This is a genomic window from Maribacter sp., assembly GCF_049667165.1.
In the GTDB taxonomy this organism is placed as follows: Bacteria; Bacteroidota; Bacteroidia; order Flavobacteriales; family Flavobacteriaceae; genus Maribacter_A.
In genome coordinates this window covers 11,784-36,638 of the sequence record NZ_JBATHS010000265.1, presented here as the reverse complement: position 1 = coordinate 36,638, position 24,855 = coordinate 11,784, and the positions used below count along the sequence as shown (strand labels likewise).

Below are 24,855 nucleotides of genomic sequence, written 5' to 3'. Positions count from 1 at the left end.
TTGAAAAAACATAAAAGATAAATCTATTCCCAATGAAAGAGGTGAAAAATATATGGATGGGCACAATACTGGTTTTTGTGTTATCATCAAGTGCTTTTGCTCAAAATAAAAAAATACTAATCCCAGAATTAGATGCTAAGAAAAACACTTACATCTTAAAATTCGCTCCCGACCCCCAGAATGAAAAAGTTATTTCGGCTTATATGGAAGGGGAAACAGAATTAGATAGTTTAAGATTTAAGGCAGAAATTTCAAAAGTTGTAGAGCGAGTTATGGTAACCGTAATAACTAAAGATCCGAGTCAAGAAATAAAAATAGACATCGTAAAAAACAATTGGCACGATGTTAAAAGAAGTGGTAAGACCACAAATGGCATTTATCAAATCTCATTTGATACTGCCGAAAAATTCGGGATAGTTCTTACCAGTTCGGACGATAAAGTGCCATTTAACCTAGGAGTATGGACCAGTGGGGCAATTATACCAAAATCAAATTTATTTTATGCCGTAGATAACGCAAATTCAGTTGTAAATACGAATTTAATATCAAGTGAGGATACGGAACAAGTTGAAAATAATGGAAGTCAAAAAAATAATAATATGTTGTACTACATAGTAGGATTGCTGGCTATAATAGCCATTTTATTGGTCTTTATATTATTAAAAAAGAAGTCTAATAAAAGCAGTCTGCTACTTATACTATTTCTTTTAAGCCAAACAATAATTTATAGCAATGCTAGAAGATCAAGTTCCGGGGGTTTTCAACAAGCCATAGTGAATGCAATGAAAAATAGTGATGAATTTATGGAGGTAATCTTCAAAATGGATGATTATGCCAGTGCATTAAATGCAATTCAACAAGGAATGGACGATATGAAAAACTATCTGGATGAAATGGATAAAGATTCGAAAGTCGATTTGGATCCCGCTGGTCAACCTAGCTTACCTTCCTCTTGCTTAAGCTCGTACACCAATCGCAATCCAAATATCCAAGAATCAGATGGGAATGAGAATGATGACATTGAGAATGAAAACGACGATACTAATTTTAATGATTCGCCAAACGAAGGATCTAACCGTCAGGATAAATTCCAACCTATGGAAGCCGCTGGAGGTAATTCCAATGACAAACCCGACAACGGTCCGGGCGAATCGCAAAATTCGAGAAATGCTAAACCCCTTCGATTACCACAATATGATACACAAGGAAACTTGAAAAATCCAGGAGATTTTCCAAATGCACCCTCAAAAATAAATCCAACAAGCAATTCCCCATTAGAAAACCCGTTTATTGAAGGCGGAACTGAAAGCACCACAAAATTAATATCCCCCGAATATGATCGCAACGGTAATCTTAAAGATCCTGGTGATTATCCAAATGCACCTTTAAGGGTTGATCCTGAGACTGGAATTCCAATTATGAATCCATTTGTAGACGGTTCGGAAAGTACAAGTGTTCACGTAAGACAACCGAAATATAGTAAAGAAGGCAATCTTATTGATCCTGGTGACTTTCCTGATGCACCACAAAAGATAGATCCGAATGCACTTAATAGCCAAGTCAATCCATCAACTAACGATGGATCGGAGCAATCGGAAAACAGAATAAAAACAAAGGCAATTAGCAGTTCAGGAAATGGCGGCACCTCGGGCTCCTCTAACTTGTCTACCAACAACCCCAATAATACTAGCGGTGGAAATAGTCCTGGTTCTGGAGGAGCAGGAGGATCAAGAAATCCTGAGGGTGGGAATGGTCCTGGTCCTGGAGAAGTAGGAGGACCGGGAAACCCAGGAGATGGAAAGGGTCCTGGTTCTGGAGGCCCGGGAAGTTCCAGAGGACCAAGGGACAAAGATGATACCGATAAAAAGTCAGGTTGTGCGTGTTTAGAAAAAGCCTACAAAAAATTAGACAATAGAAGATATTTACTAGAACAATTGCGCATTATTACCGCAAATATAGACCGTTACACAGATTATAAAATAAAATTTGGCGATGATGTATCATCAGTGCATGGGGTAGTTGGTATTGTTTGGCAGAATCAGAAAATTGAAATTCTGAAAGCCATGAAGCAATTTGATATCACTTATGAAAAAAAACATGAAGAAATGATAGCTGATCTCCATCAAATTCTTCTTGAAATAGATAGATGCGAAGCTATGCTGGGTTTTGAAAATTGGTATAGCAATTCAGGTTTTATCTACTATTCATTTATGAAGGATAAATATAAAAGAAACTGATATGAAAAAGTCAATATTAACAGCTTCACTGATAGCAATATTTTGTTTCTCTTGTAAAAAGGAGATTAAAAATACCGAGCCTGGTACTGAAACCGAAACTACCCTAGAAAATACCGATGGAGTAGTGGATGACGCTGAACCTGAAATCGACATGGGCGATATTATGAATGTTGTGGGAGGGCTATTAAATCCGAGCACTACCCAAGATTCTACCAGCAAAAGCCTGTTCACCCCAAGTGGTGCGCTCAATATAGCCTACCTAAAAAGTGAGGAGGGCAAGCCGCTTCGCAAGACTTTTGCCGAGATCGCGGGGGTCTCCGAGGAGGAAGTAGACCTTTCGTTGAACATAATGCCCGATGACAATATTGTAAGTGTAAAACATGCAGAAGAAATAGAAAATGACCTGAACAATCCCGAGGTGGAAGCGTACATTAAAAGCGGGAAGGCTTCCAACAATTTTTTGGATTTAATCAATGAAAGTAAGGAGAAGGCGATTGTGCGCACGGCAAGTTTTAAAAAAAGGGCCCAAAAAGCGAAAGAACAGTTTTATAAAGACAACCCGTCCTGGTTCGCTTTGGATGAAACGACCGAAGACACCTTCATCGATTCACGAAAAGAAATGGTGTATTTGCCCTTAGGAAACTTGTCCTTTGCAGATTCGGTAGTGTACTTTCAACCCGGGCGGCCTACAGGACGCACTCCCGAAAAAGGGCTTGGCCCGGCACAGGGCAACGCCAATGCCTTTACCGATTGTGCTGTCTTGGGCATTGAAGGTGTCATGACACTATTTTTCAAGGATAATGCCATCCTGGATGTTAATGGTCCCGATATTTATGTCTTTGAAATAGGGGAGATCGAACCTACCAATTTAGAACTATCGAAAAACGGACAAGAATGGATCAATGTGGGTAAAATTGATGGCGGTACGGCCTTTGTCGATATTAAGGAGTATGTGAAACCGGGTGAAACTTTTAACTATGTGCGATTTACGGATTTGAATACCCAAAGCGGACAACCAGGTGCCGATATAGATGCCGTCGCCGCCATCGGTGGGGCATTACGTATGAATTTGGACAGTGCCGTACTCTTTGAAACCGGAAAGCATGTACTCAAAGCAGAAGGTATTCTGGCCATAAATGCCCTTGCCGAACAGATGAAAAATTTGCAAAAGGGAACCATCACGGTCGAAGGACATACCGATGATGTAGGGAGCGATACAACCAATAAGACCTTATCCCAAAAGCGTGCCGCCAGTGTCGCGGCCGAACTAAAAAAAGCCATCAACAAACCCGCATTTAAATGGAAGGAAATGGGCTATGGGGAAACGAATCCCATTGTGCCCAACGATACCGATGAAAACAGGGCCAAAAACCGAAGGGTGGAGATTTTGGTGACACCTTTTTAGAATCATGTTAACCTTTTTCAATTTGAAACATTAATTGGAAAACACGATAATATGAAAACCTTACAAATCTTTCTCGGTTGTACTATTTTCTTTTCAATACTTTCCCTTGGGGCACAGCAAAAAAAGGCCTATTCAAAGGAGCACTTTTTAGTTGAACTTAATGATAAAATTGCACCGACGATACTCATGCATTTTAAAAAGGATAGTGCCTTGTGCTCAATATCAGGTAAGAATCGGCAATTTGGATTAAAACGGCAAACACCAACGAAATTTTTGGGGATGGACTCCAAAAATCCCAACGGCAGATATATAGGACCCATTTTTTGGCTTTATGGATTTGATAGCATACGATCATCATCTGCCTCCTTTGAGTTGGATTCTTTAAATCAGTTACATCTTGTCATCAGCTTTGATAACCAGGATTCCATCGTAATTGATTCAGAACAAAATGTAATTGGTTGTTTCACTAGACCTTCGGATTTTCAGCCTCATAAAGTGGCTTGGTCAGGGAAGAAACAAATTATAGTAGGCTTTGGGCAAATCTCGGAAGGGAATAGACACAAACTTGAGGTAAACAATCTTTCCTTAAAGGGAAGTTTCAACAGAATGGACAATTATCCTTTTTCCATTTATTATGTGAAACATTTGGAAGATTTTTTAAAAAGGAAATTGACTGAAGTATTTCTAGATCAAAATATGAATAATACCATTTTAGGAATTTTAACGCCCCCGCATTGACCTTTGGCCAAGCCTCCTAAGCAATAAACAATAGGATCAAAACCCTCAAAAGGATATGCCCACAGTGATTAAAACGCCGCTATTTGGAAGTGCAATTACCCACTTTCCCCAGAATTTTTAGCCGGTCAAATTGTCTTTTAGGGTTTCTGGAGAGGTAGGCTATATCCTCAGCTTCAAGAATCTACATTCCGAACAAGGTAATTACTTGTATGTCTTAGAGGATAAAGAATAGGTAACGCGGATTAATGCGGATCAACAGGGCCAATTTATCATTGGAATTAAAGAAGAAAAATCAAAAGATATTACCCTTCATTTGACTAGTACTTTCAAGCAGCATTAATTCTGATTTGTTGCATTATCCGAATTTAGGATTGATCGTTTACCCCCAATTGATTAAAATTTTGAACCAAGCTTTATCACTGCAGTTCTTTTAGATGTTAACCTTTTTGAAAAGAAAACATCAAGTAAAAACAAGAATTAATAATAATTTTAAAACAATACATTATGAGAACAATTCTAAGTACAATCGCAGTAGTATGTATGGTCTTACCAGTTAAGGCCAATGACCTGAAAATTCATATAGAACATATGAATATCGACCCAAGCACAACAATAATTGCTGATAATCTTGACCTTTTAAAAATCAAAACAAAAGATGGCAGCTGGTATAATATGACTGGATCTGTGACCATTGTCAAAGGGCCGACAAGAGGAGATGTTCCAGAAAGTTTTGATGCTTCATTTCGAAATTCTGAGGTACTTACCTATCCCGAGCGTGATTATATTCAAGCCAATGTTCAGGCAACGCGTAACGATAACAATCGAAACAACGAAATTCGAATTTATGTGCATCAAGACAGTCGAGCACGCGGCAAAGTGGACAAAAACAATATTAAAGTAAACTGGAAAGGCAGTGATGTTGGCGAACTTGACGGCAAGCTATCAAATGTTACCGTAATCTATCAAAAAAGTAGCATTCTAATTACAGGCACCATGCAAAAAGGCAGTTACACCTTAGGGGTTAGCGTTGCCATTACACATGGCGGAAGATTAATCTAAAAGAATATAAACGAGCACGTCTTTTTTGATTAAAAAGAGACGTGTTGTTATGTTACATAATGCACTATATACAAGGTTTTAGGCCATTGTTACATATATCATGATCATTGTTACATATGTTATAAACTAATCTGAAAATCAACTTTAGCTTTGTAGTAATCGATATAGAAATAACCTTTGAAATTTATATTATGAAAACAAAACCAATCATTATCATTGCATTTGCAGCGCTTCTGATGGCTTCCTGCATAAAAGACCATATAGGTTCTGGACCAGAGAAAGTTGAACTTACCGAAGAAAACTATCTTTTATACAATAATCTTTATGAGCAATTTGCTACAGAAGAAATCGAAAGAATAGATGCTCAAATTAGTAAGCTGTCATTAATTTCTATGGATAATTCAGGGTATGATGACGCCCAAAAGCAAATTGCATCTTTGAAGGTAAATCGCGCATTTTATAAAAACTTGATTCCCGCATTACAAAGTGCAGGGTCAATTAATGGAATCATTAGACCTTGTGGAAGTTATCCTCTTGGTAAATGTGTTCCTGTTGCTCTTGAGTTTATTGTTTTTCCAAATACAGTACTACAAGCATTTGCACGTGTACAGGATACAGATGATATAGATACTGGCTCTGCCTCTAACCTACAACCATTACCAGGTTTTGAGAAAGATTACAGCTATTTACGGATACCCGTTCAAAATTCGCAAAATGAGCTTAAAATAACCATAGCCACAACAGACATTCAAGAAAACAAAGCGTCTTTCAAAGTTGTAATAGGATTCTAGAAACCGGAAATTTCCTTGTAAATTAGCCTTCGAACCTCGAAGGCTTTTTCAATGAAACAAATTATCCTTTTATTTAGTCTTGCGACAGTTTTACAGGCATTTGGCCAAGATTCGATCTATCAAAATACGATGAAGTCATTGCATGAAAAATTGGAGCCACACTATTTTGTTGAAAAAGATTCCGCGTTTTTCTATCTCGATAAAATTAAAATATTAGCAAAAACAAAATCAGCCATAAATGACGAGATTGAAGCGTTATTCAGTGAATGCGAACTGGCGAGTTATTACTTTGATCTTTCAAAAACGGAATTCAATTTAAACGAACTGGAAAGGCTTTTAAATGAAGCCGAAATTAAAAGTTCTATTAACTATTTGACCTTTACATACACATTTCTTTATTATAGAGGTGATTATTTTCTTAAACTCTACGAATACAAAAAATCACGTGAGTGCTTCGAAAAAATCGTATCAGCTATTGAGCAAATACCTATTACTGAAAGAAATTCTATGCAAAATGACCTCTACTCTGGCTCTTTTAGCTTTCTGGGCAAGGTATACATGGAAGAAGGAAAATACGAACTTGCAGAACAGCTTTACAAAAAAGATATTCGTTATCTACTTTCCAAATATCCAATTCAAAAGGAACATTTGTATGACAGTTACAATTTATTAGGAGAAGTCTTAAAAGAGAAAAAATTATACAAAAACGCGAACGATTTTCTAATTCCATCGATAAATTACAATCTAAGGAACAATAACACAAACACGATTATTTCCTCTGCCTTCAACATAGCGGAAAATTATAACCATTTAAATCAGAAAGACAGTGCTTTGTTCTATTTAAAAGTGGCAAAATCCTATATAGATGAAAATAATTACTTCCTACCGCGTTTTCACCAAGAGAAAGGAGATTTTTTTGAACACCACAAAGAGTATAACAAAGCTATTGAAGAATATGAAACGGCATTACGATTAAATATAGAAAAACTAAAAAGTAATTCCCATATAAACATACCTATTTTACACAACAAAATAGGATATGTTTTTTTAAAGGAACAACAATTGCAGAAAGCACTTGATCATTTTGATTTAGGATTAATAGAATCGAACAAAATCTCAAATAACAAAAGTATTCTGCTTAAACTTCTCAAAAACAAATCACTTGTTCTTAATCGCATGGATTCTAGCAATGGATTTTTAAAATCAATTGAAAATGTTGAACAAGGTGTAGTCGTACTTGACAGTCTAAAACCATCTTTTAAAAGTCAGTCCGATAAATTGTTATTGATTGATGAAAGTTTCCAGTTATTCGAATCAGGAATAGAGGCTTCATACCAACTATTTATTACAGAAAGAGATAGCTCCTACCTCGATAATGCAATTGAATTTGCCGAAAAAAGCAAAGCCGTACTGCTTTTAGAAGCACTACTAAACACCAAAGCCAGCAAATTCGCCGATATCCCTGAAGATTTGCTAGAACATGAAAATCAGCTTAAATCGAAAATCACCTTCGTGGAAAAAGAAATCAATAGCTCAAAAACAACATCTCCAAAACTTGAAGATCAATTGTTCGAACTAAAAAATGACCATCGCTTCCTCATCCAGAATATTGAAACGAACTACCCTGATTATTACGATTTAAAGTACAAAAGCGAAGTCATATCGGCGACTAAAACACAACAACTTTTAGCAAATAATGAAATAATAATTTCTTATTTCTATGGTAATCAGGGCATTTATGTAATAGGGATTAGCAAAGATTCAAAGAAGTTGTATAAAATACCTTTAGAAGAATCGATCGAAGCACAAATCCGATCCGTCCGACAAATGCTGGGAGACCCAAAATCGGATATTTTTGAGCTGGCAAAGAAAAGTTATTCCCTGTATGATAAACTATTACAACCAGTAATTGAACAAACTGATAAAACAAAGCTAATTATTATTCCGGATGGTCTATTGAACTACCTCCCTTTCGGAAGTCTTAACACAAAACCAGACGGAATTCATTATCTCATAGAGGACAAGACAATCGCCTATGCCAACTCTGTGACCTTATGGGCCCAACTCAAAGAAAGAAAAAATGGAAATATTAAATTACTGGCTTTTGCACCTAGTTTTGAAAATAATTCTAACATTTCAAGTGAAAGATTTGGCAAGCTATTGCCCTTACCCCATAATACTAGAGAAGTTGAACAAATATTAACTTCATTTAAAGGGGATTCTTATTTGAATTCAGAAGCCTCACTTTCAAACTTTAATGTATCTCTTCCAGGACACGGCATACTTCATTTGGCAACGCATGCCATTTTTGATGACAATACGCCTGAATATTCCTATTTGGCCTTTTCCCAAAATGGTAACACTACAGAGAATCTACTCTACGTAGCCGATCTCTATAACCTACAATTAGATGCCGATCTGGTAACCCTAAGTGCCTGCGAAAGTGGAATAGGAGATCTTAAGCGCGGCGAAGGCTTTCTGAGCTTGGCACGAGGCTTCTTTTATAGTGGGGCGGCGAGTATTGCCAGCACCTTGTGGAAGATCAACGATGCCAGTACCACCACATTAATGCACGGTTTCTATAAAAATCTTTCCCATGGGGATTCCAAGGATGTAGCCTTGCAAAAAGCACAGCTAGGATTTTTGAACGCCAATCGTGAAAACGGTTTATCACATCCGTATTACTGGTCTGGTTTTGTGATTTCCGGTAATACGGTTCCACTTACTAATCCCAATAACTGGATTTGGATGGTAATTGGTGCCATCCTGGTATTTGGTGGTGGATTTTACTATTTACGTAAAAGAAGCGCCTAGTCCAATTCTTTGAGCAGTGCTTCTGCTTTCCCCTTATTGTATTCATATTTGGTGGTGAGTATTTGCAAGCTGCCCACCGCATTTTCCTTGTCTTTTTCTTTTAGATAAATCAAAGCCAAGTACCAATATGATTCTCCAACAAAATTTGTGTCCGCAGCGATTACTTTCTGAAAGTCTTTTTTTGCATCTTCCAATTCATTCAAATTCAAATGCGATTGTGCCCTATAAAAATCAAGGTATTCCTTATTATCAACGGATATCTGCGCAAAATTTTGAAGTGCAGTATCGTAATCGCCCGATTCATATGCGACAAAGGCCTCCCGCTCTTTGGTTTCTTCGCCCTCACCCCTTGTGATCGTATAAACGGTATTGGGATATTCCTGAAAATTGGCTGCGTAGAGCTTTGAATAGTTCGGTCCGGACATTAGGTTATAACCCAGCCATCCCAAACCAACCAACAACGCTATGGAAGCCGCAATCGACCAATTACTAAAGGTCCATTTTGAAGGGTTATTTTTGTCCTTCGCGTTGATCTCCTTTTCAAAACCAATCAATTTATGCTTTAGATTTTCATTTTGGTTTTTCTTAATAACACGCTTCAGGTCGTTTTCAAATTCGAATTGGGCCTTGAACTCCACATCGGTCTCCAACAACTGGTGGAATGTCTTTTTCTGCTCTTCTGTGAGTTGGTTTGAAAAAAACTTATATAATAATTCTTCCTTATCCATAATCAGTGGGCATTAACTTGGATCCGTTCTCGTAATGTTTTCATACAACGCGATTTTGCAGCTTTTACGACGTTCTCGCTATTATAATTTTCAGCCTCCATGATTTCCTGTATGGTAAATCCGCGATAGTAAAAAAGGGTCAAAAGTTCCTGACATTGTTTTCCAAGCGTTCCAAAATACTTTTGCAACAACTTTTGCTCATGGCTCATTTCCGGTTCATTCATCGCAATGCCCGTAATAAGTTCATCTTCTTTGCCTACCAAGGATAAATTGTATTCAGAACTTATTTTTTTCTTGTTTTTCTTCATCCTTTCAAAAATCAAGTATTTGCCTATACTGAAAAGATAGGTAGAAATGCTGCTAGTGAAGCTTTCGATCTTTCCGGTCATAATGTTGTCATAGAAAATAATGTACGCATCTTGGTAGACATCAATATTCTCTTCATCAGACAAATTGTATCTGCGGGCAAAGTTCAAAAATTTGTCACGATTCTCCTCATACACCTTGCGCAATACCTTATCGGAACCTTTCTTGAGTTCTTCCAGCGTTATTTGTATTTGCTCTACTTGCACTTTAATGGTTCAGGTTGAAAAAGGTTAACTACTCACTAAGCTAATTTAACATTTTTATACCCTTATGCACACTTCTTTTAATACAATTGTGGTAGTCCCAGGTATCTGTAGTATTCGTATTACACTAATTTTTTATAGAATATGTGATTCTGGCTTTTTTCAACTATCAAAATTACACCTTGTGTTAACCATTCCCAATTTGAACCATAAAGGAATAAACCTTTAAAACAAAATAGTATGAAAAATGTCTTTTACAAATCAATGAATATAGTCGTAGTATTGGCAATGGTATTAGCGGTCTCATGCGCCAAAGATGGGGAAGATGGCATCGATGGACGTATAGGGCCGGAAGGGCCGAGGGGAGAACAAGGACCAAAAGGAGATCCCGGGGATAATGCCCAGGTTGAAGAGATAGCAGTATTTGGACAGTGGGAAGTCATCGAGGGACAATTAGGTGTTGATGCTTCCAAATTACTATATCTAAATGAAGACAACACCCTAAATATTCTTTCCGAGGATCAAATGGGCTTTAAAAGAGCATATACCACCAATATCACAGTTACAACCGACCAGATTACCATGAGAGACGAATCTTATGGAGTCTCCATTAACAATTATATATTGGATAATGACCTATTGACCATAATTCCTCCGGGAGAAGCCGAACCTACAGTGCTGCAAAAAATTGAAAATGGTCCAGACCCTTCTGAATGGGTCAAATCCCTGACCATTCTAGATGAGGGGGAAGTACCGTGGGACAGGGAGGTAGATATAGCCTTTGATGGCGAATATCTTTTGGGGTTCGATGAAAATGAAAGTAGTATTTTGAAGATCAATCCCGTTGATTTTTCAATTGTCGATAATATTGCCACCTCCCGTTCTGCCTATGCCGTAGAAATCGAAAAATCGGACGCACCAACAAGACAGCTGTTCCAGAGTAGTAATGGTAGTTCCAATTTTTTCTCCTATATCTATTCCTCTAACAGTTTGTACTACACTTCGGAAAATCTTGGAAGTTGGATTCGAGGTATTGCCTCAATCGAACCCGGATTACTCTGGGCTTCCAGCTCAAGTATAAATGCATTATACCATTATAAATCAAATGGATCCTTATCTCCCGGTGAAATTTTAAAAACTATTCCTCTTGATATAGAGCCTGGAGGACTTGATTATAGAAATGGCTACCTCTATATCACCGAACGAAATTATATACACAAATGCCAGACTACACCAGAATTTAAAGCTTTGGAAACCTATGAAGTCAAAGGTCATTCCATTGATGGAATCACCTTTGATGGCGTCAATTTTTGGTTAAGTGCAAGATCCTGGGAAGAAAATAGCCATAAACTTCTAAAAGTTGACTTGCTATTATAATATAAAACAAAATCCCTTGTCAATTTCAAAGCGAGGGATTTTTCCTTTTTTGAATTCATTGTAATACAATACTCATATTAAAAAATGAATGATAATGTTAACCTTCATTTTGAATTACCATTAAGTATAAAAGAAAAACAGTTAAAATCCTCGATTATGAAACTATCAAAACTAATTACATTGATCCTTTTGACATTTGTGATATCGTCTTGTCAAAAAGAAGAACTATTTGTTGAACCGACCAATGCCCTACCAGAAAATACGGTAGTAGCCGGAAGAGCTTCACTGTACCCGAGTATCTCATTGGATTTCAATCTTGAAAGCTCAAATAGTGCTATGGGCGGATTTGCGGGGCAGTCCATGACCCTGTTCAATGGCTATCTATGGCTAGTGGGTGGGGATAATGGTAACACACCACCATGGACTTCGAATTCAGAGGTATGGCGAAGTCCGAATGGCAAAGATTGGAAACTTGTCACTTCAAATCTATTCGCTGAGCGCCGCAATCATTCGCTACTTGTTTTCAAGAAAAAAATGTGGTTAATAGGTGGCATCAACAATGCCGGGGAGGTATTGAGCGATATTTGGAATACGACCGATGGCATTCATTGGAAACGCGTAAACTCTTTGAATCCCTTATTGGATATTGGTCAAAACAGTTCCGTGGTATTCAATGATAGAATATACGTATTTCGCGGGAATGGCCGCGCGAATCAGGAAGTTTGGTCTACTTCGGATGGAAGCAATTGGCGTATGGAAACAGACAATGCCTTCCCTGTTAGGAGTCATTATAAAACAGTTGTTTTTAATGGTTTTATCTATGTCTATGGGGGCTGGATCCGCGGAGGTGGATTGACCAATGAAGTATGGGCAAGTCCGGACGGAAGCTATTGGTATCAAAAGAGACCGGCCGACGCTATTTTTGACGCTCGAATCAACCATACGGCAACCGTATTTGATGGAAAGGTATGGGTTATGGGTGGACAAAGTTGGGCTGCTTCCGGCACGCGTACCTTCTATGGGGATATCTGGTATTCCACGAATATGAAATATTGGTCAAAGTATGACGGAAAAACACCCTTCCAAAAAGGCCTACACAGTCATGAAAGCCTGGTTTACGAAAACAAACTATGGATATTCGGCGGATATAAGCCCGATGGCTCCATGGCCGACATTAGCACCAAAAACATCTATAGTGTAGACTAATCCCAACTTTAACGATGTACTAAAACCGAGTAAAATATCTCGGTTTTTTTTGCACTCATGTTAACCTCTTTAAAGGGCGTCCATAAAGAAGGTATAATCTTAAAAACAAAAAATATGAAAAATGCGATCAAATTTTCAAAGTACTTTTTAATGTCATTACTCACCATTTGTATCATTTCCTGTGATGGGAAAGATGGCGCGGATGGTGTAGACGGGATTAACGGGGCAGCAGGACCCGCTGGTGATAACGGCGAAGACGGCAACGCCAACGTCAATACCTATGTTTACGACCTTTCCTCCGAATCAGGTAGTTCAATTCCCGTAGATTTACCAGATCTCACTCAAAGTGTAATCGACAATGATCTCATTATTGGCTATCTACAAAATGGTGCTGGAAGCGGTACCTATTACCCAGTACCTGCAAGTGTCTGGCCGAATGGCACTGGTGGATTCTATGATATAGCCGTTGATATTGCAGTAGGAAAATATTGGGTTCATTTTTATCAGGTTGGTACCCAGACATTCATGGATGTAACTAGTGTAGAATTGGGCAAACTTAAAATCGTTATTGCCGAATCGACCAATACAACTACAGGTAAAAGCGGAAAAGAAAGTATTCGTGAGTCATTGAAATCAGCAGGAGTCGATATTAATGACTACTACGCCGTTATGGATTATTTTGGACTTGACTATTAACACTCCCGTTATATTGAAAACAAAAAACCGAGGCTTACACCTCGGTTTTTTTAGTTTATGATCTCCGCTTCAAAAAGCTGTGAGAAATGTTTCAATAGTTTTTGCTTTACCTCATCCATATCCACTTCCTTTTTGCCAAGCTCTACATTCAAGGAAGTAACTGCCTTTCCTTTGATCCCACAGGGAATCATCAGATCAAAATAGCCCAGATCAGCGTTTACATTCAGTGCAAAACCATGCATTGTTACCCATCGGCTGGCGCGAACCCCCATGGCACAGATCTTTCGGGCGAATGGAGTACCGACATCCAACCAGACCCCAGTTTCCCCTTTGGAACGTTCTGCTTTTACCCCATATTCGGCCAAAGTCAGGATGACCATTTCCTCCAACAGCCGAAGATATTTATGAATGTCGGTGAAGAAATTATCCAAATCCAAAATAGGATATCCTACAATTTGTCCAGGTCCGTGATACGTGATATCCCCTCCCCTATTTATTTTGTAGAATTTGGCCCCTTTTTCGGCCAAGACTTTTTCGTCGACCAGCAGATTGCCGATATCCCCGCTTTTTCCCAGCGTATACACATGGGGATGTTCCACAAAAAGAAAATGATTCGGTGTCGAAACTTGTGTTTCTTCCCGTCTATTCTTGATCTTAATGGCTAAGGTTTCCTGGAATAATTCCTCTTGAAAATCCCAAGTTTCCTTATAATCCCTAAGGCCTAAATCCTGAAGTACCACATTCTTGTTCATCGCATCAAAGGTATATAGTACATTTTTGACATTCAATCCTCCAACTCAACCTCGATATTCAAGGTATCCGGATTTTTCATATACGATAGAAAATCAATCTCATAAAATAAGGTCTTGCCATCTGCACTATAGGTAGCCGCTTCAATAGACGAGGATTTCACTCTTCTCGGGAAATGGTATTTTAGCTTGTACATAGAGCCTGAAAGAAACATCTCGGCCCCGGCCAAACTATCAACGCTTTGTTGTTGCAATAGACTATCGACAATCCTTGCCGTTCGTTTAAAGGTGTTCGCTTTAAAGAAATATTCTACTTCGGTACTCTGATTGCCCATTCCCGCAGGTGAGGCCTGGTTCTGTTTGCCTGGTCCGATGCTACTGGCTTCCTGAAAGGTATTGAAGGCATCACCTACTTCATTTATGTGCTTGAAATCACTGTACATATCGAACTTCATCTCCTTGGTTTCAGGATTCACGACCATATGAAGGTTAAAAGGTTCCAGTTTCTTCAATTTAGCCTGTTCCGCTGGCGACAAGGTTGCAATGCTGTCCTTCTTTTCCGCTAAAAAGGCCTTGAATGATATAACCGAGTCTATGGCCTTCTCCCCACTTTTCATCATTTCATCACCCGCCATATCCATCATTTCCGAACCATCAAAATTGATCGACAGTTTTCCTGAACCATCATCGTTTAGATAAATTTCTTCTGTAAAATTACATGAGAATCCAAGGGCCATTACGAGAAGCAATGACCAATAACGTAATTTGAACATATTGTACTTAATTTGGATTATTGAGGATGACCAAGGCCGCAATAACGCCCGGTACCCAGCCACAAAACGTCAAAAGTAAGACAATTAAAAACGACCCACAACCTTTTCCGATGACCGACAGGGGTGGGAATATAATTGCCAAAAGCACTCGAATAAAACTCATTGTAGTAGGATTTATTGATTGATACCGCCCTTCTGCGGGACAGGTGTACCAATAGGACGCAAAAGCTTCCAATTTGTTACAGTACATATTACTGAAAAGGTCCTTCAATATTGAAGGACCTTTTCTTTTAAAAAATAAGCCGTCTTATAACAAGACATGGGGGATTTTTATTTTGTATCCACAATTTAGTCAGCAGTCTCACAAAGGCCTTGAAGTGTATCCTCAATATCACCAGGTGTGCTCATTATTTTCATAAAGGTACCCATGGTCAAATCTGGCCAATGCAGCGCTATCCTATATTTACCATGGAGCATGGTTGCCTGAGTACCTTGTAAAATGATCTCATACGGCAAGGCAGCAACATGATCTGTCCCGATTTTTGGTAAAAAATTGGGCTCCCCGTCTTCCTTGCTACTTAATCCGACCCCAAAGACAGCAACCTTATTTTCGGGGAACACTAATTTATAGACTTGAACCGTATTCCCTTTTTTTGATTTCAGATTACCCTCGATTATTTTCAGACCTTCTTCAAAGGAAGAAAACTCGTTCAATTCGACAGGGTCTGAAAAATAGGGCATCATAATCTTATAATGATAATTTTTCAATTTATCAGCAGCAACGGTACCACCAAATGGTTTGAATTCATTGCCAATTGAAGAAAAAGTCGTCTTTAAATCGGCACTGAACTTTTCAAAAACCCCTTTGTAAGTCCCGTAATTATCCCCTAAATAAGCTCTTAAAATGTAATCTGGGTTGGTATAGGAAATAATGATCTTCCCACCTTTACTTACAAAACCGACTTTGAATGCCGCTGCAAGGGCACCTCTATCCTTAATTTTAACGACCGTGTTTTTTAAATCGTTATTTGTAAATACGACGACCTTATAACCAGTACTATTCATAGGATTATAGGAGCCCAATATGGAATAGGAATTTTCCTTTAAAACTTTAATCACGTTGTCAGAGGCCTGTTGAATGGTCTCACTGGTTTCTCCAATTTTAATATACGGTGCCAATTCTTGTCCCGTTAAACTAGTATTGAAACATAAAAGTGCGAAGAAGCTTAGTACTATGTATTTCATTGATCAAGGGTTTAAGTGAGCGTACAATTGATGACCTATGGATTTTTAATATAAAGGCCTGCCCATCAAAGCATAGGAACATATAACCTAAATATCCCAGCTAAGACCCTACAAAACAACCACAGAAAGGCTGGTGATTCTATGATATTTGTCATGAAAAGCAAAACAAACCTTAGAATTAAGCCTAATAATCAAAAAGTCTCTTTCCACTTTATTAAAAAATGTAAATTTGCGATTCAAAAAATTACTTAATGCAACTTTCAGAACAAGAAATCATACGCCGGGAAAAATTAACCAAACTCAGGGAAATGGGTATCAACCCGTATCCGGCAGCCTTATATCCAGTAGATGCTACGTCTAAAAGCATCAAGGAGGAATATGTTGAAGGCAAGAAAGTTGTTATCTCCGGTCGATTGATGTCTCGCCGAATACAGGGGAAGGCCTCATTTGCAGAATTACAGGACAGTGCTGGTCGCATACAGGTGTATTTTAATCGCGATGTAATTTGTCCTGAAGAGGATAAAACCAAATATAACGAGTTCTATAAAAAGTTGCTGGATATTGGTGATATCATTGGGGTTGAAGGTGAACTGTTCACCACCCAAGTAGGTGAAAAGACAGTAATGGTAAACGACTTCAGTATGCTAAGTAAAGCCCTGCGCCCGCTACCTTTGCCTAAAAAGGATGCCGAGGGGAATGTGCATGATGAATTTAATGACCCTGAACTTCGCTACCGCCAGCGCTATGTTGATTTGGTCGTGAATCCGTCAGTAAAAGAGACTTTTATAAAGCGCACCAAAATCACCCATAGTATTCGTGAATTCTATAACCAAAAAGGGTATTTAGAGGTTGAGACCCCTATTTTACAACCTATTCCCGGGGGGGCAGCCGCCCGTCCTTTCCTGACACATCACAATGCCCTTAGCATGCCCTTGTATCTGAGAATTGCCAATGAGCTTTATCTAAAAAGATTGATTGTGGGTGGTTTTGATGGTGTATATGAGTTTTCCAAGGATTTTAGAAATGAGGGGATGGACCGCACCCATAATCCTGAGTTCACCGTAATGGAACTTTATGTTGCCTATAAGGATTATAATTGGATGATGGACACCACGGAACAACTGTTGGAAAAAGTGGCCATCGACGCCAACGGCAGCTCTAAAGTCACCGTGGGCAAGAACGAAATTGAATTTAAGGCACCCTATGCCAGAATACCCATTTTGGAAGCGATTAAAATACATACCGGGGTCGACGTGGCCGGAATGGACGAAGTTGAATTGCGGGAAACCGCCAAAAAATTAGGTTTGGAGGTTGATGAAACCATGGGCATTGGCAAATTGATCGATGAGATCTTTGGGGAAAAATGTGAACACCACTACATACAACCTACCTTTATCATTGACTATCCGAAAGAGATGAGTCCGTTAACGAAAGAACATAGGACCAACCCTGCCTTGACCGAGCGTTTTGAGTTAATGGTGAATGGAAAGGAATTGGCGAATGCCTATTCAGAGCTTAACGACCCGATTGATCAACGAGAGCGTTTTGAGGAACAGTTAAGACTTTCGGAAAAAGGGGATGATGAAGCCATGTTCATCGACCAGGATTTCTTAAGGGCCCTAGAATATGGTATGCCGCCTACATCAGGAATAGGCATTGGCATTGACCGTTTGGTGATGCTTTTGACTAATAACTCCTCAATCCAAGAAGTATTGTTCTTCCCGCAAATGCGCCCAGAAAAAAAACAGCTTGAATTATCGGAGGAAGAGAAAACAATTCTGGATTTACTGAAATCAAATGGTCAAATGGCCTTGGCCGATTTAAAAAACAAGGCTGGGCTAAGCGGAAAGAAATGGGATAAATCAATGAAAGCCCTTTCAAAACATGATTTACTAAAGGTTGAGGTCGTGGGAGACTCTAAAACAGTGCATCTTACTTCTTAACCCGGGCCTAAATTCTAAAATCCTTAAAGCCGGCCCTTCGTTTCTACTTTTGATTCGTTTTAGGGCAGTACAACTGAATGGTTTTCTTGATTTGTTCAGGGTTCCGCATTATAATTTGATCATTGTATTTCAGGGAACCGACACCCTATTTAAAAGAAAAAGTATAGTTTAGGGGTTCTAATCCAAATGCAATGAAGCTTGGTAGAAAATTGGGACTATTGCTTGGGCCCATTCTATTTTTGATTATTCTTAATTTCCCTATAGTACTGGTTTCGGAAAAAGGCGATGCCGTAATGGCCATTGCCCTATGGATGATCGTTTGGTGGATTACCGAAGCGGTATCCATTTCGGTGACCGCCCTATTACCCTTACTGCTTTTTCCGCTTTTGGATATCATTCCCATAGCAGAAGTCGGGGCGAACTATGGCAGTCCTATAATCTTCCTGTTCTTTGGGGGGTTTGTTATGGCATTGGCCCTTGAAAAAGTCAATTTGCATAAAAGAATTGCCTTAACCATCATAAAGATTACAGGAACAACACCCAACAAGGTAGTTTTGGGGTTTATGATCGCAACCGCATCATTGAGCATGTGGATCAGCAATACCGCAAGTACCGTGGTTATGCTACCAATTGCCATGTCAGTCATAGGGTTGCTTATAAACGATGAAGATGGCTTTACCAAAAGGGATAAAAACTTTGCGCTTAGTGTAATGTTGGGCATTGCCTTTTCAGCAAATGCAGGAGGTATAGCCACGGTAATTGGGACGCCACCCAATTCTGTCATGATCGGCTTGTTGGAAAATGAATACAATATTGAAATCTCATTTTTAAAATGGATGGTCATCGGCGTACCCTTTTCAGTTGTCATGATAACAATCAGCTATTTGGTTCTGGTGAAATGGATGTTCCCAAGTGGACAATTGAAGTTTTCGGCATCGAAGAATGTTATCAAGGAGGAGCTGGAAAAATTAGGTCCCATGAGCGGGAAGGAAAAAATGGTTTTGACCATATTCGGAGTGACCGTGTTTCTTTGGATTTTTAGAACCGTGATCAATAAACTGGTTCCAGGCCTGGGGTTAACGGATACGATGATCAGCATGCTGGCCGCAATATCCTTATTCGCGATACCTTATAACTTCAAAAAAGGGGATTTCTTGATTTATTGGGGTGACACCCAAAAATTGGCCTGGGGCATTCTCGTACTTTTTGGCGGTGGCTTGGCATTGGCCAAGGGAATGAATGTGAGCGGAATTGTTGACCTTGTCGCAGATGCCATTGCGTCAAGTGATATCAGTATCTTATTAACGGCCAGCCTTTTGATCTTCTTAATGTTGTTTATGACCGAGTTAATGAGCAATGTGGCCTTGGTAGCTGTTCTGGCGCCTGTTGTTGCCGGCATTGCAATAGGTTTGGAGATACCCGTCCCTTATTTATTGATTCCCGTTACCATGGCCAGTAGTTGCGCCTTTATGCTACCCATGGCAACCCCTCCCAATGCCATAGTATTTGCCAGTGGTCATATTAAAGTGCATCAAATGGCGCGTGTCGGTATTGTTTTGAACTTGATTTCGGTGGTCTTATTGGTGATGCTATTTCAATTTATTATTCCCCTATTATTTTAAAAGGAAACCCCCGTTATGAACGGGGGTTATTAAACAAATTTAATTATCGATACCTTATTTTGAAAGAATCGTATTTGGGTTACATCCCGCATGCACGTGTGAACTTGCATCAATCCTGAATTCGAAAGAATCACTTTCATCAATATAATTGATGCTCTGTACATCCGAAGGATAAGCATACGCATTAAATCCTTTAGGAAGATACTGCTGTGTATCCAATTCCAATACCCATTCTTCTTCACAATAATCAACAGAGTTAATATTGAAATAAAATTGATGGGCATCAAAATCCTCTGGAAGATAATCCGCTGTATCGAAACCAAGATCAATGTCCATATCTTCCTCTATATATTCAATGGTATTGATATCCAAATCTTCTGTTCCTTTTTTTAGGTCATTTGCGAACATCCCGTTCACAAACAATAGACCTGCTGTAAAACCTATTAAAATTGTTTTTCTATTCATAACGCTTGAGGTTAATTTCTAAGCAAAGGTATAACTGATTCGGGCAATAATTATTGTCCCGACCATGTTGTTCAATAGGCATTTCAGGGTATCTGATAATCAAATACACAAAAACCTTCCTCTTAAATTATCAACTTGGCAATCCTACGATATCAAGGCTATATGTTAAGCAAATTTTTGGGTTGAAAGTTAGGAAGGGAATAAATCGTCTTTTTGATGTTATTATTTTGTTAATACCCGTAAAAAGGACCGTTTACCTATAAATTTTACCGCCAATCCCCTAATAAAATAAAGCCATTGCGTAGCAATAGCTTTATTTATAGACTAATTCGAAAATTGAAAAATGATAATTCTCTACTATATAAGACTTCAATAATTACAAAATGTTACAATTTACTTCCAATTTTCACAAAGAACCGGTCTTTGGAAACACAGATTCTTGGCTTAAAGAGCGGGTATTCCGACCAAATACAAAAATATCCGATGTTCTAAAACACCAAACAACATAAATCGAATGTTTCACCATACAAAATGTCCGATTGGCAACAATCGGGAATTTCATGGTGATTCAGTAGCTATCTTTGAATAGTAAATCAAAAACCCCCATATCATGTCATATAAATTAAAAAGTCTCGTTTATTTCACATGTTTTTTAGCCTCAACATTTGCATATTATGCAATGGATAAAGAAAATAGTACCAATAATAGCAACACAACCGAAGTCGCCGAATTGAAGATGGCTCCTAATACTTTTGAATAAATAATAATAAAAATAGCTTAACCTATAAAAAGGGCCTGATTTTATCAGGCCCTTTTTATATTTATCGAATTCGTTAATAAAGTCATAAATACCCCCTCCCTATTAAACCTATTCAACCTCGGATAGTCCTAGTACCAAATCTTAAATATTAAAAACATGAAAAAAGTAATTGTATTGGTTGTCTTATTGGTAGGTTTCACCACAATGGCACAAGATAGAACTGGAGGGAAAAGAAATTCGATGAAGGATATGACCCCAGAACAAATGGCTACACTCCAAACCAAAAAAATGACCTTGGACCTGGATTTGACCCAAGCCCAGCAAACTAAAATTCAGGCATTGAACCTGGAAAATGCTAAAAAGCGAAAAGCAAAAATGGAAGCGCGCAAGACCCAAAGAGAATCAGGGGAAGCAAAAAAGCTTTCGAACGATGAACGCTTCGCAATGAAACAGGAACGTTTGGATGCCGCCATTGCCCATAAGGCCGAGCTTAAAAAAATTCTTAACGATGAACAATTCGCGAAATGGGAAATGCACCGTAAAAAAAGAGGTGGAGATGGCAAAGAGAAAGGCAATAGAGGTAAAGGAAAAAAACAACAATAAACAGGAACAGGAAAGGCGCGTATAGCGCCTTTCTTATTTTAAGTCTCCAGCAATATTTTCCAGAGCCAAAATAGTCTTATCAAGATCTTCATAGCTTAGGGCATCATTCAAGAAATAACTTTCAAAAGCACTAGGTGGTAAATACACACCTTGCCTCAACATGCCGTGGAAATACTTTTTAAAAGTGTCATTGTTCCCTTTTGCAGAAGATGCAAAATCGACAACGGGTTCATCGGTAAAGTGTACCGAAATCATACTACCAAATCTATTTATTTGATGGGGAATCCCATTTTTTGCCAAAACATCTCCCAAGCCCTTATGCAAGTATTCCGTTTTATTAGCCAAACTCTTGAATATTCCCGGATTCTTGTCCAATTCGGTCAACATGGCCAAACCGGCACTCATGGCCAAGGGATTTCCGCTTAACGTACCAGCCTGATAAACAGGTCCGTCTGGAGCCAACTGGTTCATGATCTCTTCACGGGCCGCAAAGGCACCTACAGGCAACCCACCACCAATGACTTTTCCAAAGGTGACAATATCCGCATCAATCCCCAAGGCTTCCTGGGCCCCACCTTTTCCCAAACGGAACCCTGTCATTACCTCATCAAAGATCAAAAGGATGTTCTCTTGCGTACAAAGTGTACGCAGGCCTTTGATGAATTCTTCCTGTGGGATAATACAACCCATATTCCCTGCTATCGGCTCAATGATAACTGCGGCGATTTCGCCCTTGTTCGCAAGGGTCAGTTCCCGTACGCTCTCCAAATCATTATAGTTGGCCAATAAGGTATCCTTGGCCGTACCCTGGGTCACTCCAGGGCTATTTGGGCTACCAAAAGTAACGGCACCACTTCCGGCTTGGATCAAAAAGGAATCGGAATGGCCATGATAGCAACCTGCAAATTTTATGATCTTGTCCTTCCCCGTATAACCTCGTGCCAAGCGCACAGCGCTCATGCATGCTTCGGTGCCACTATTGACAAACCGTATCTTATCGATATTCGGAACCATGGACACTGCCAATTTCGCCAATTCTGTTTCAATCTCGGTAGGCATTCCGAACGAGGTTCCTTTCTTTGCCTTATCTATGACCGCATTGATTACGGGTTCATAGGCATGTCCCAAAATAAGGGGGCCCCAAGATGCGATATAATCGATGAGTTTGTTGCCATCGGCATCATATAAATAAGCACCTTTGGCCTTTTCGACAAAAATAGGATCGCCACCGACTGCTTTAAACGCTCGAACCGGTGAGTTTACTCCTCCTGGAATATATTTCTTAGCTTCGGTAAACAAGGCACTACTTCTTTTATAGATCATTTATTTCTTGGTTAATTCGGTCTTTACGGCAATCCTTTGCCCTATCGCCAAATCATTGGAATTTAAATTATTCATTCGTTTGAGCTCATCAACAGAGATAAAATACCGTCGTGAAATGGAATATAACGTATCCCCTTTCTGCACAACATGTACCTTATGTTCATACGCTTTGGGTTCAACACTGGCTATTGCATTGTTTTGTTGAACAGCGGTATCAAACTGATGCAGTCGATGTTTTTCAATAAGGTAAATCAATTTTTGCGGATATCTTTTATCCGTGGCATAACCAGCTTGTCTAAGCCCTTTGGCCCATCGCTTATAATCGGTACGCCCATAATCGAATAAAAAGGAGTATCGAGCCCGGCTTGTTAAAAATTCGCTATGGTCCCTATACGAATACATAGGGTGGTTATACTTTCTGAAACACTCCCCTTTTTCGTCATCGTCATGATAATCATAGTCGCCTTGCCAACCCGTATGGCATTTGATCCCGAAATGATTGTTGGTCTTTACCGCCAATTCCCCTTTGCCCAAACCGCTTTCCAACAAGCCCTGTGCCAAGGTAATACTGGCAGGAATACCATACGCCTTCATTTCATACTGGGCAATTTCAGCAAATGTCTGTATATATTCCTCTACCGATCCTATCGAGAATCTTTCGAATCTTCCCGTATCCTCTGGAAGGGCATATAACCCTTTGGTATCGTATGTTGTATGGGCGTTTTTTTTGGAAATAGCCGTGGTTTCCAATCTTCCCCTAGTGGAATCGGCAGTTCGCTTCTTGGCCTTGCAACCCAAAAGTAATGTGCCTATAATTGCGATTAATACGAGTCTTTTCATCATAGTTCGATCAATGGAAGATGCTTCTTTTTCAATGTGATGTTCATTCCTGAAATGCCTTGTAATCCTCCCGTATGTACGGCCAATATCTTCGTTCCCGGCAAAAATCGATCCTTTTTCACCATATCGATCAATCCGAACAACATTTTCCCTGTATATATGGGATCTAATGGAATTTTGGTAATGTTCTTAAAATCATTTATAAAGTTTATGAGCGTCGCTGATACCTTGGCATAGCCCCCAAAATGATAATCCATTTCCAAATTCCAATTTCCCTTGGTTGCAAATTTACGAATATCTTCCTTTAAAAAATCCCCTTTTAATGCAGGGAAACCCAAAACGCGTTGCTTTGGTCCAGCAGTATTGATGATTCCAGCTCTGGTTCCCCCGGTACCAACGCAGCTGCAGATAATGTCAAAGACCTCATCCTCGCCTGTTAAAATCTCTTCACATCCTTTAACCGCCAACGGATTGGTGCCCCCTTCGGGCAATAAATAAAAACGGCCGAATTCTGATTTAAGACGGGCTAGGCAGTGTTCCGTATGTTTTTTCCGGTAATCATTCCTTGAAACGAACTTAAGTTCCATTCCCATTTCAGCAGCCATCACCAAAGTCGGATTATCCTGCCATTTATAGGTCAATTCCTCCCCACGTATAATTCCCACACTTCGCAACCCATTTTCACTTGCTGCGCATGCGGTAGCAGCTATATGGTTGGAAAATGCCCCACCGAAAGTCAAAAGGGTATCGTGTTGTTCTATTTTTGCCTTTTTTGTATTGTACTTTAACTTGCGATACTTATTTCCCGAGATCAAGGGGTGTATCCTATCCTCTCTTTTCACAAAGAGCGATACTTTTTTTTCTTCTAAGATCGGGAGGGTTACTTTTTGATTCTCAGTTCGCACTAGTCAG

22 protein-coding genes are annotated in these 24,855 nt (G+C 39.2%); 12 read left to right on the top strand and 10 right to left on the bottom strand.

Annotated features, from left to right (window positions below):
- Positions 1-32 precede the first annotated feature (32 nt).
- From WBM98_RS12980 to WBM98_RS12955, 6 genes are all read left to right on the top strand, one after another.
- Positions 33-2,237, top strand: a complete 2,205-nt coding sequence (locus WBM98_RS12980; protein WP_424366447.1) for a hypothetical protein — start codon at positions 33-35, stop codon at positions 2,235-2,237.
- Position 2,238: 1 nt separating this feature from the next.
- Positions 2,239-3,642, top strand: coding sequence for an OmpA family protein (locus WBM98_RS12975; protein ID WP_424366446.1), 1,404 nt, complete (start codon positions 2,239-2,241; stop codon positions 3,640-3,642).
- 51 nt (positions 3,643-3,693) lie between these two features.
- Entirely contained in the window at positions 3,694-4,380 is a 687-nt protein-coding gene (locus WBM98_RS12970) for a hypothetical protein (protein ID WP_424366445.1), read from the top strand.
- Positions 4,381-4,884: 504 nt separating this feature from the next.
- A complete protein-coding gene (locus WBM98_RS12965) occupies positions 4,885-5,439 on the top strand; it encodes a hypothetical protein (protein ID WP_424366444.1) in 555 nt (184 codons plus the stop codon).
- A gap of 191 nt (positions 5,440-5,630) precedes the next feature.
- Positions 5,631-6,230: a hypothetical protein gene (locus WBM98_RS12960; protein WP_424366443.1), complete on the top strand. Its 600-nt coding sequence runs from the start codon at positions 5,631-5,633 to the stop codon at positions 6,228-6,230.
- A gap of 51 nt (positions 6,231-6,281) precedes the next feature.
- A complete protein-coding gene (locus tag WBM98_RS12955) occupies positions 6,282-9,044 on the top strand; it encodes a CHAT domain-containing protein (protein ID WP_424366442.1) in 2,763 nt (920 codons plus the stop codon).
- Here WBM98_RS12955 and WBM98_RS12950 read toward each other — a convergent pair.
- Both WBM98_RS12950 and WBM98_RS12945 read right to left on the bottom strand, forming a co-directional pair.
- Entirely contained in the window at positions 9,041-9,772 is a 732-nt protein-coding gene (locus WBM98_RS12950; protein WP_424366441.1) for a tetratricopeptide repeat protein, read from the bottom strand. The two genes, WBM98_RS12955 and WBM98_RS12950, sit on opposite strands and share 4 nt — an antisense overlap.
- A 2-nt stretch (positions 9,773-9,774) precedes the next feature.
- Positions 9,775-10,344: an RNA polymerase sigma factor gene (locus WBM98_RS12945; protein ID WP_424366440.1), complete on the bottom strand. Its 570-nt coding sequence runs from the start codon at positions 10,342-10,344 to the stop codon at positions 9,775-9,777.
- 237 nt (positions 10,345-10,581) lie between these two features.
- On the opposite strand from WBM98_RS12945, the gene WBM98_RS12940 reads away from it, so the two are divergent.
- The 3 genes from WBM98_RS12940 (at position 10,582) to WBM98_RS12930 (ending at position 13,620) form a co-directional block, all read left to right on the top strand.
- Positions 10,582-11,718 carry a hypothetical protein gene (locus WBM98_RS12940; protein ID WP_424366439.1) on the top strand — a complete coding sequence of 379 codons (1,137 nt, stop codon included), beginning with the start codon at positions 10,582-10,584 and terminating at the stop codon, positions 11,716-11,718.
- Positions 11,719-11,874: 156 nt separating this feature from the next.
- Complete coding sequence (locus tag WBM98_RS12935) at positions 11,875-12,924, top strand: Kelch repeat-containing protein (protein WP_424366438.1); 1,050 nt, start codon at positions 11,875-11,877, stop codon at positions 12,922-12,924.
- Positions 12,925-13,074: 150 nt separating this feature from the next.
- Positions 13,075-13,620, top strand: coding sequence for a hypothetical protein (locus tag WBM98_RS12930; protein ID WP_424366437.1), 546 nt, complete (start codon positions 13,075-13,077; stop codon positions 13,618-13,620).
- A gap of 50 nt (positions 13,621-13,670) precedes the next feature.
- On the opposite strand, the gene lipB is transcribed toward WBM98_RS12930, so the two are convergent.
- The 4 genes from lipB to WBM98_RS12910 all read right to left on the bottom strand — a co-directional run bounded on the left by lipB (position 13,671) and on the right by WBM98_RS12910 (position 16,387).
- Complete coding sequence (lipB, locus tag WBM98_RS12925; protein WP_424366436.1) at positions 13,671-14,372, bottom strand: lipoyl(octanoyl) transferase LipB; 702 nt, start codon at positions 14,370-14,372, stop codon at positions 13,671-13,673.
- Positions 14,373-14,404: 32 nt separating this feature from the next.
- The gene (locus WBM98_RS12920) at positions 14,405-15,142 is read right to left on the bottom strand and encodes a hypothetical protein (protein WP_424366435.1); all 738 of its coding nucleotides are present in this window, start codon (positions 15,140-15,142) and stop codon (positions 14,405-14,407) included.
- A 7-nt stretch (positions 15,143-15,149) separates the two neighbouring features.
- A complete protein-coding gene (locus tag WBM98_RS12915) occupies positions 15,150-15,305 on the bottom strand; it encodes a YqaE/Pmp3 family membrane protein (RefSeq protein ID WP_188315664.1) in 156 nt (51 codons plus the stop codon).
- 185 nt (positions 15,306-15,490) lie between these two features.
- Entirely contained in the window at positions 15,491-16,387 is an 897-nt protein-coding gene (locus WBM98_RS12910; protein ID WP_424366434.1) for a hypothetical protein, read from the bottom strand.
- A gap of 251 nt (positions 16,388-16,638) precedes the next feature.
- Between WBM98_RS12910 and lysS the strand changes: the two genes are divergently transcribed.
- A complete protein-coding gene (gene lysS, locus WBM98_RS12905) occupies positions 16,639-18,330 on the top strand; it encodes a lysine--tRNA ligase (protein WP_424366433.1) in 1,692 nt (563 codons plus the stop codon).
- A gap of 191 nt (positions 18,331-18,521) precedes the next feature.
- Entirely contained in the window at positions 18,522-19,952 is a 1,431-nt protein-coding gene (locus WBM98_RS12900) for an SLC13 family permease (protein ID WP_424366432.1), read from the top strand.
- A gap of 54 nt (positions 19,953-20,006) precedes the next feature.
- Here the strand turns inward: WBM98_RS12900 and WBM98_RS12895 are convergent, their stop codons facing one another.
- The gene (locus WBM98_RS12895) at positions 20,007-20,417 is read right to left on the bottom strand and encodes a hypothetical protein (protein ID WP_424366431.1); all 411 of its coding nucleotides are present in this window, start codon (positions 20,415-20,417) and stop codon (positions 20,007-20,009) included.
- A gap of 916 nt (positions 20,418-21,333) precedes the next feature.
- Here WBM98_RS12895 and WBM98_RS12890 point away from each other — a divergent pair.
- The gene (locus WBM98_RS12890) at positions 21,334-21,780 is read left to right on the top strand and encodes a hypothetical protein (protein WP_424366430.1); all 447 of its coding nucleotides are present in this window, start codon (positions 21,334-21,336) and stop codon (positions 21,778-21,780) included.
- Positions 21,781-21,813: 33 nt separating this feature from the next.
- On the opposite strand, the gene hemL is transcribed toward WBM98_RS12890, so the two are convergent.
- The 3 genes from hemL to WBM98_RS12875 are packed head-to-tail and all read right to left on the bottom strand — an operon-like array spanning position 21,814 to position 24,848.
- Positions 21,814-23,103 (bottom strand): glutamate-1-semialdehyde 2,1-aminomutase, encoded by a 1,290-nt coding sequence (gene hemL / locus WBM98_RS12885; RefSeq protein ID WP_424366429.1) that lies wholly within the window; start codon positions 23,101-23,103, stop codon positions 21,814-21,816.
- Positions 23,104-23,946 (bottom strand): glucosaminidase domain-containing protein, encoded by an 843-nt coding sequence (locus WBM98_RS12880; protein WP_424366428.1) that lies wholly within the window; start codon positions 23,944-23,946, stop codon positions 23,104-23,106.
- Positions 23,943-24,848, bottom strand: coding sequence for a 1-aminocyclopropane-1-carboxylate deaminase/D-cysteine desulfhydrase (locus WBM98_RS12875; RefSeq protein WP_424366427.1), 906 nt, complete (start codon positions 24,846-24,848; stop codon positions 23,943-23,945). The genes WBM98_RS12880 and WBM98_RS12875 overlap by 4 nt, the downstream gene beginning before the upstream one ends.
- Positions 24,849-24,855 lie beyond the last annotated feature (7 nt).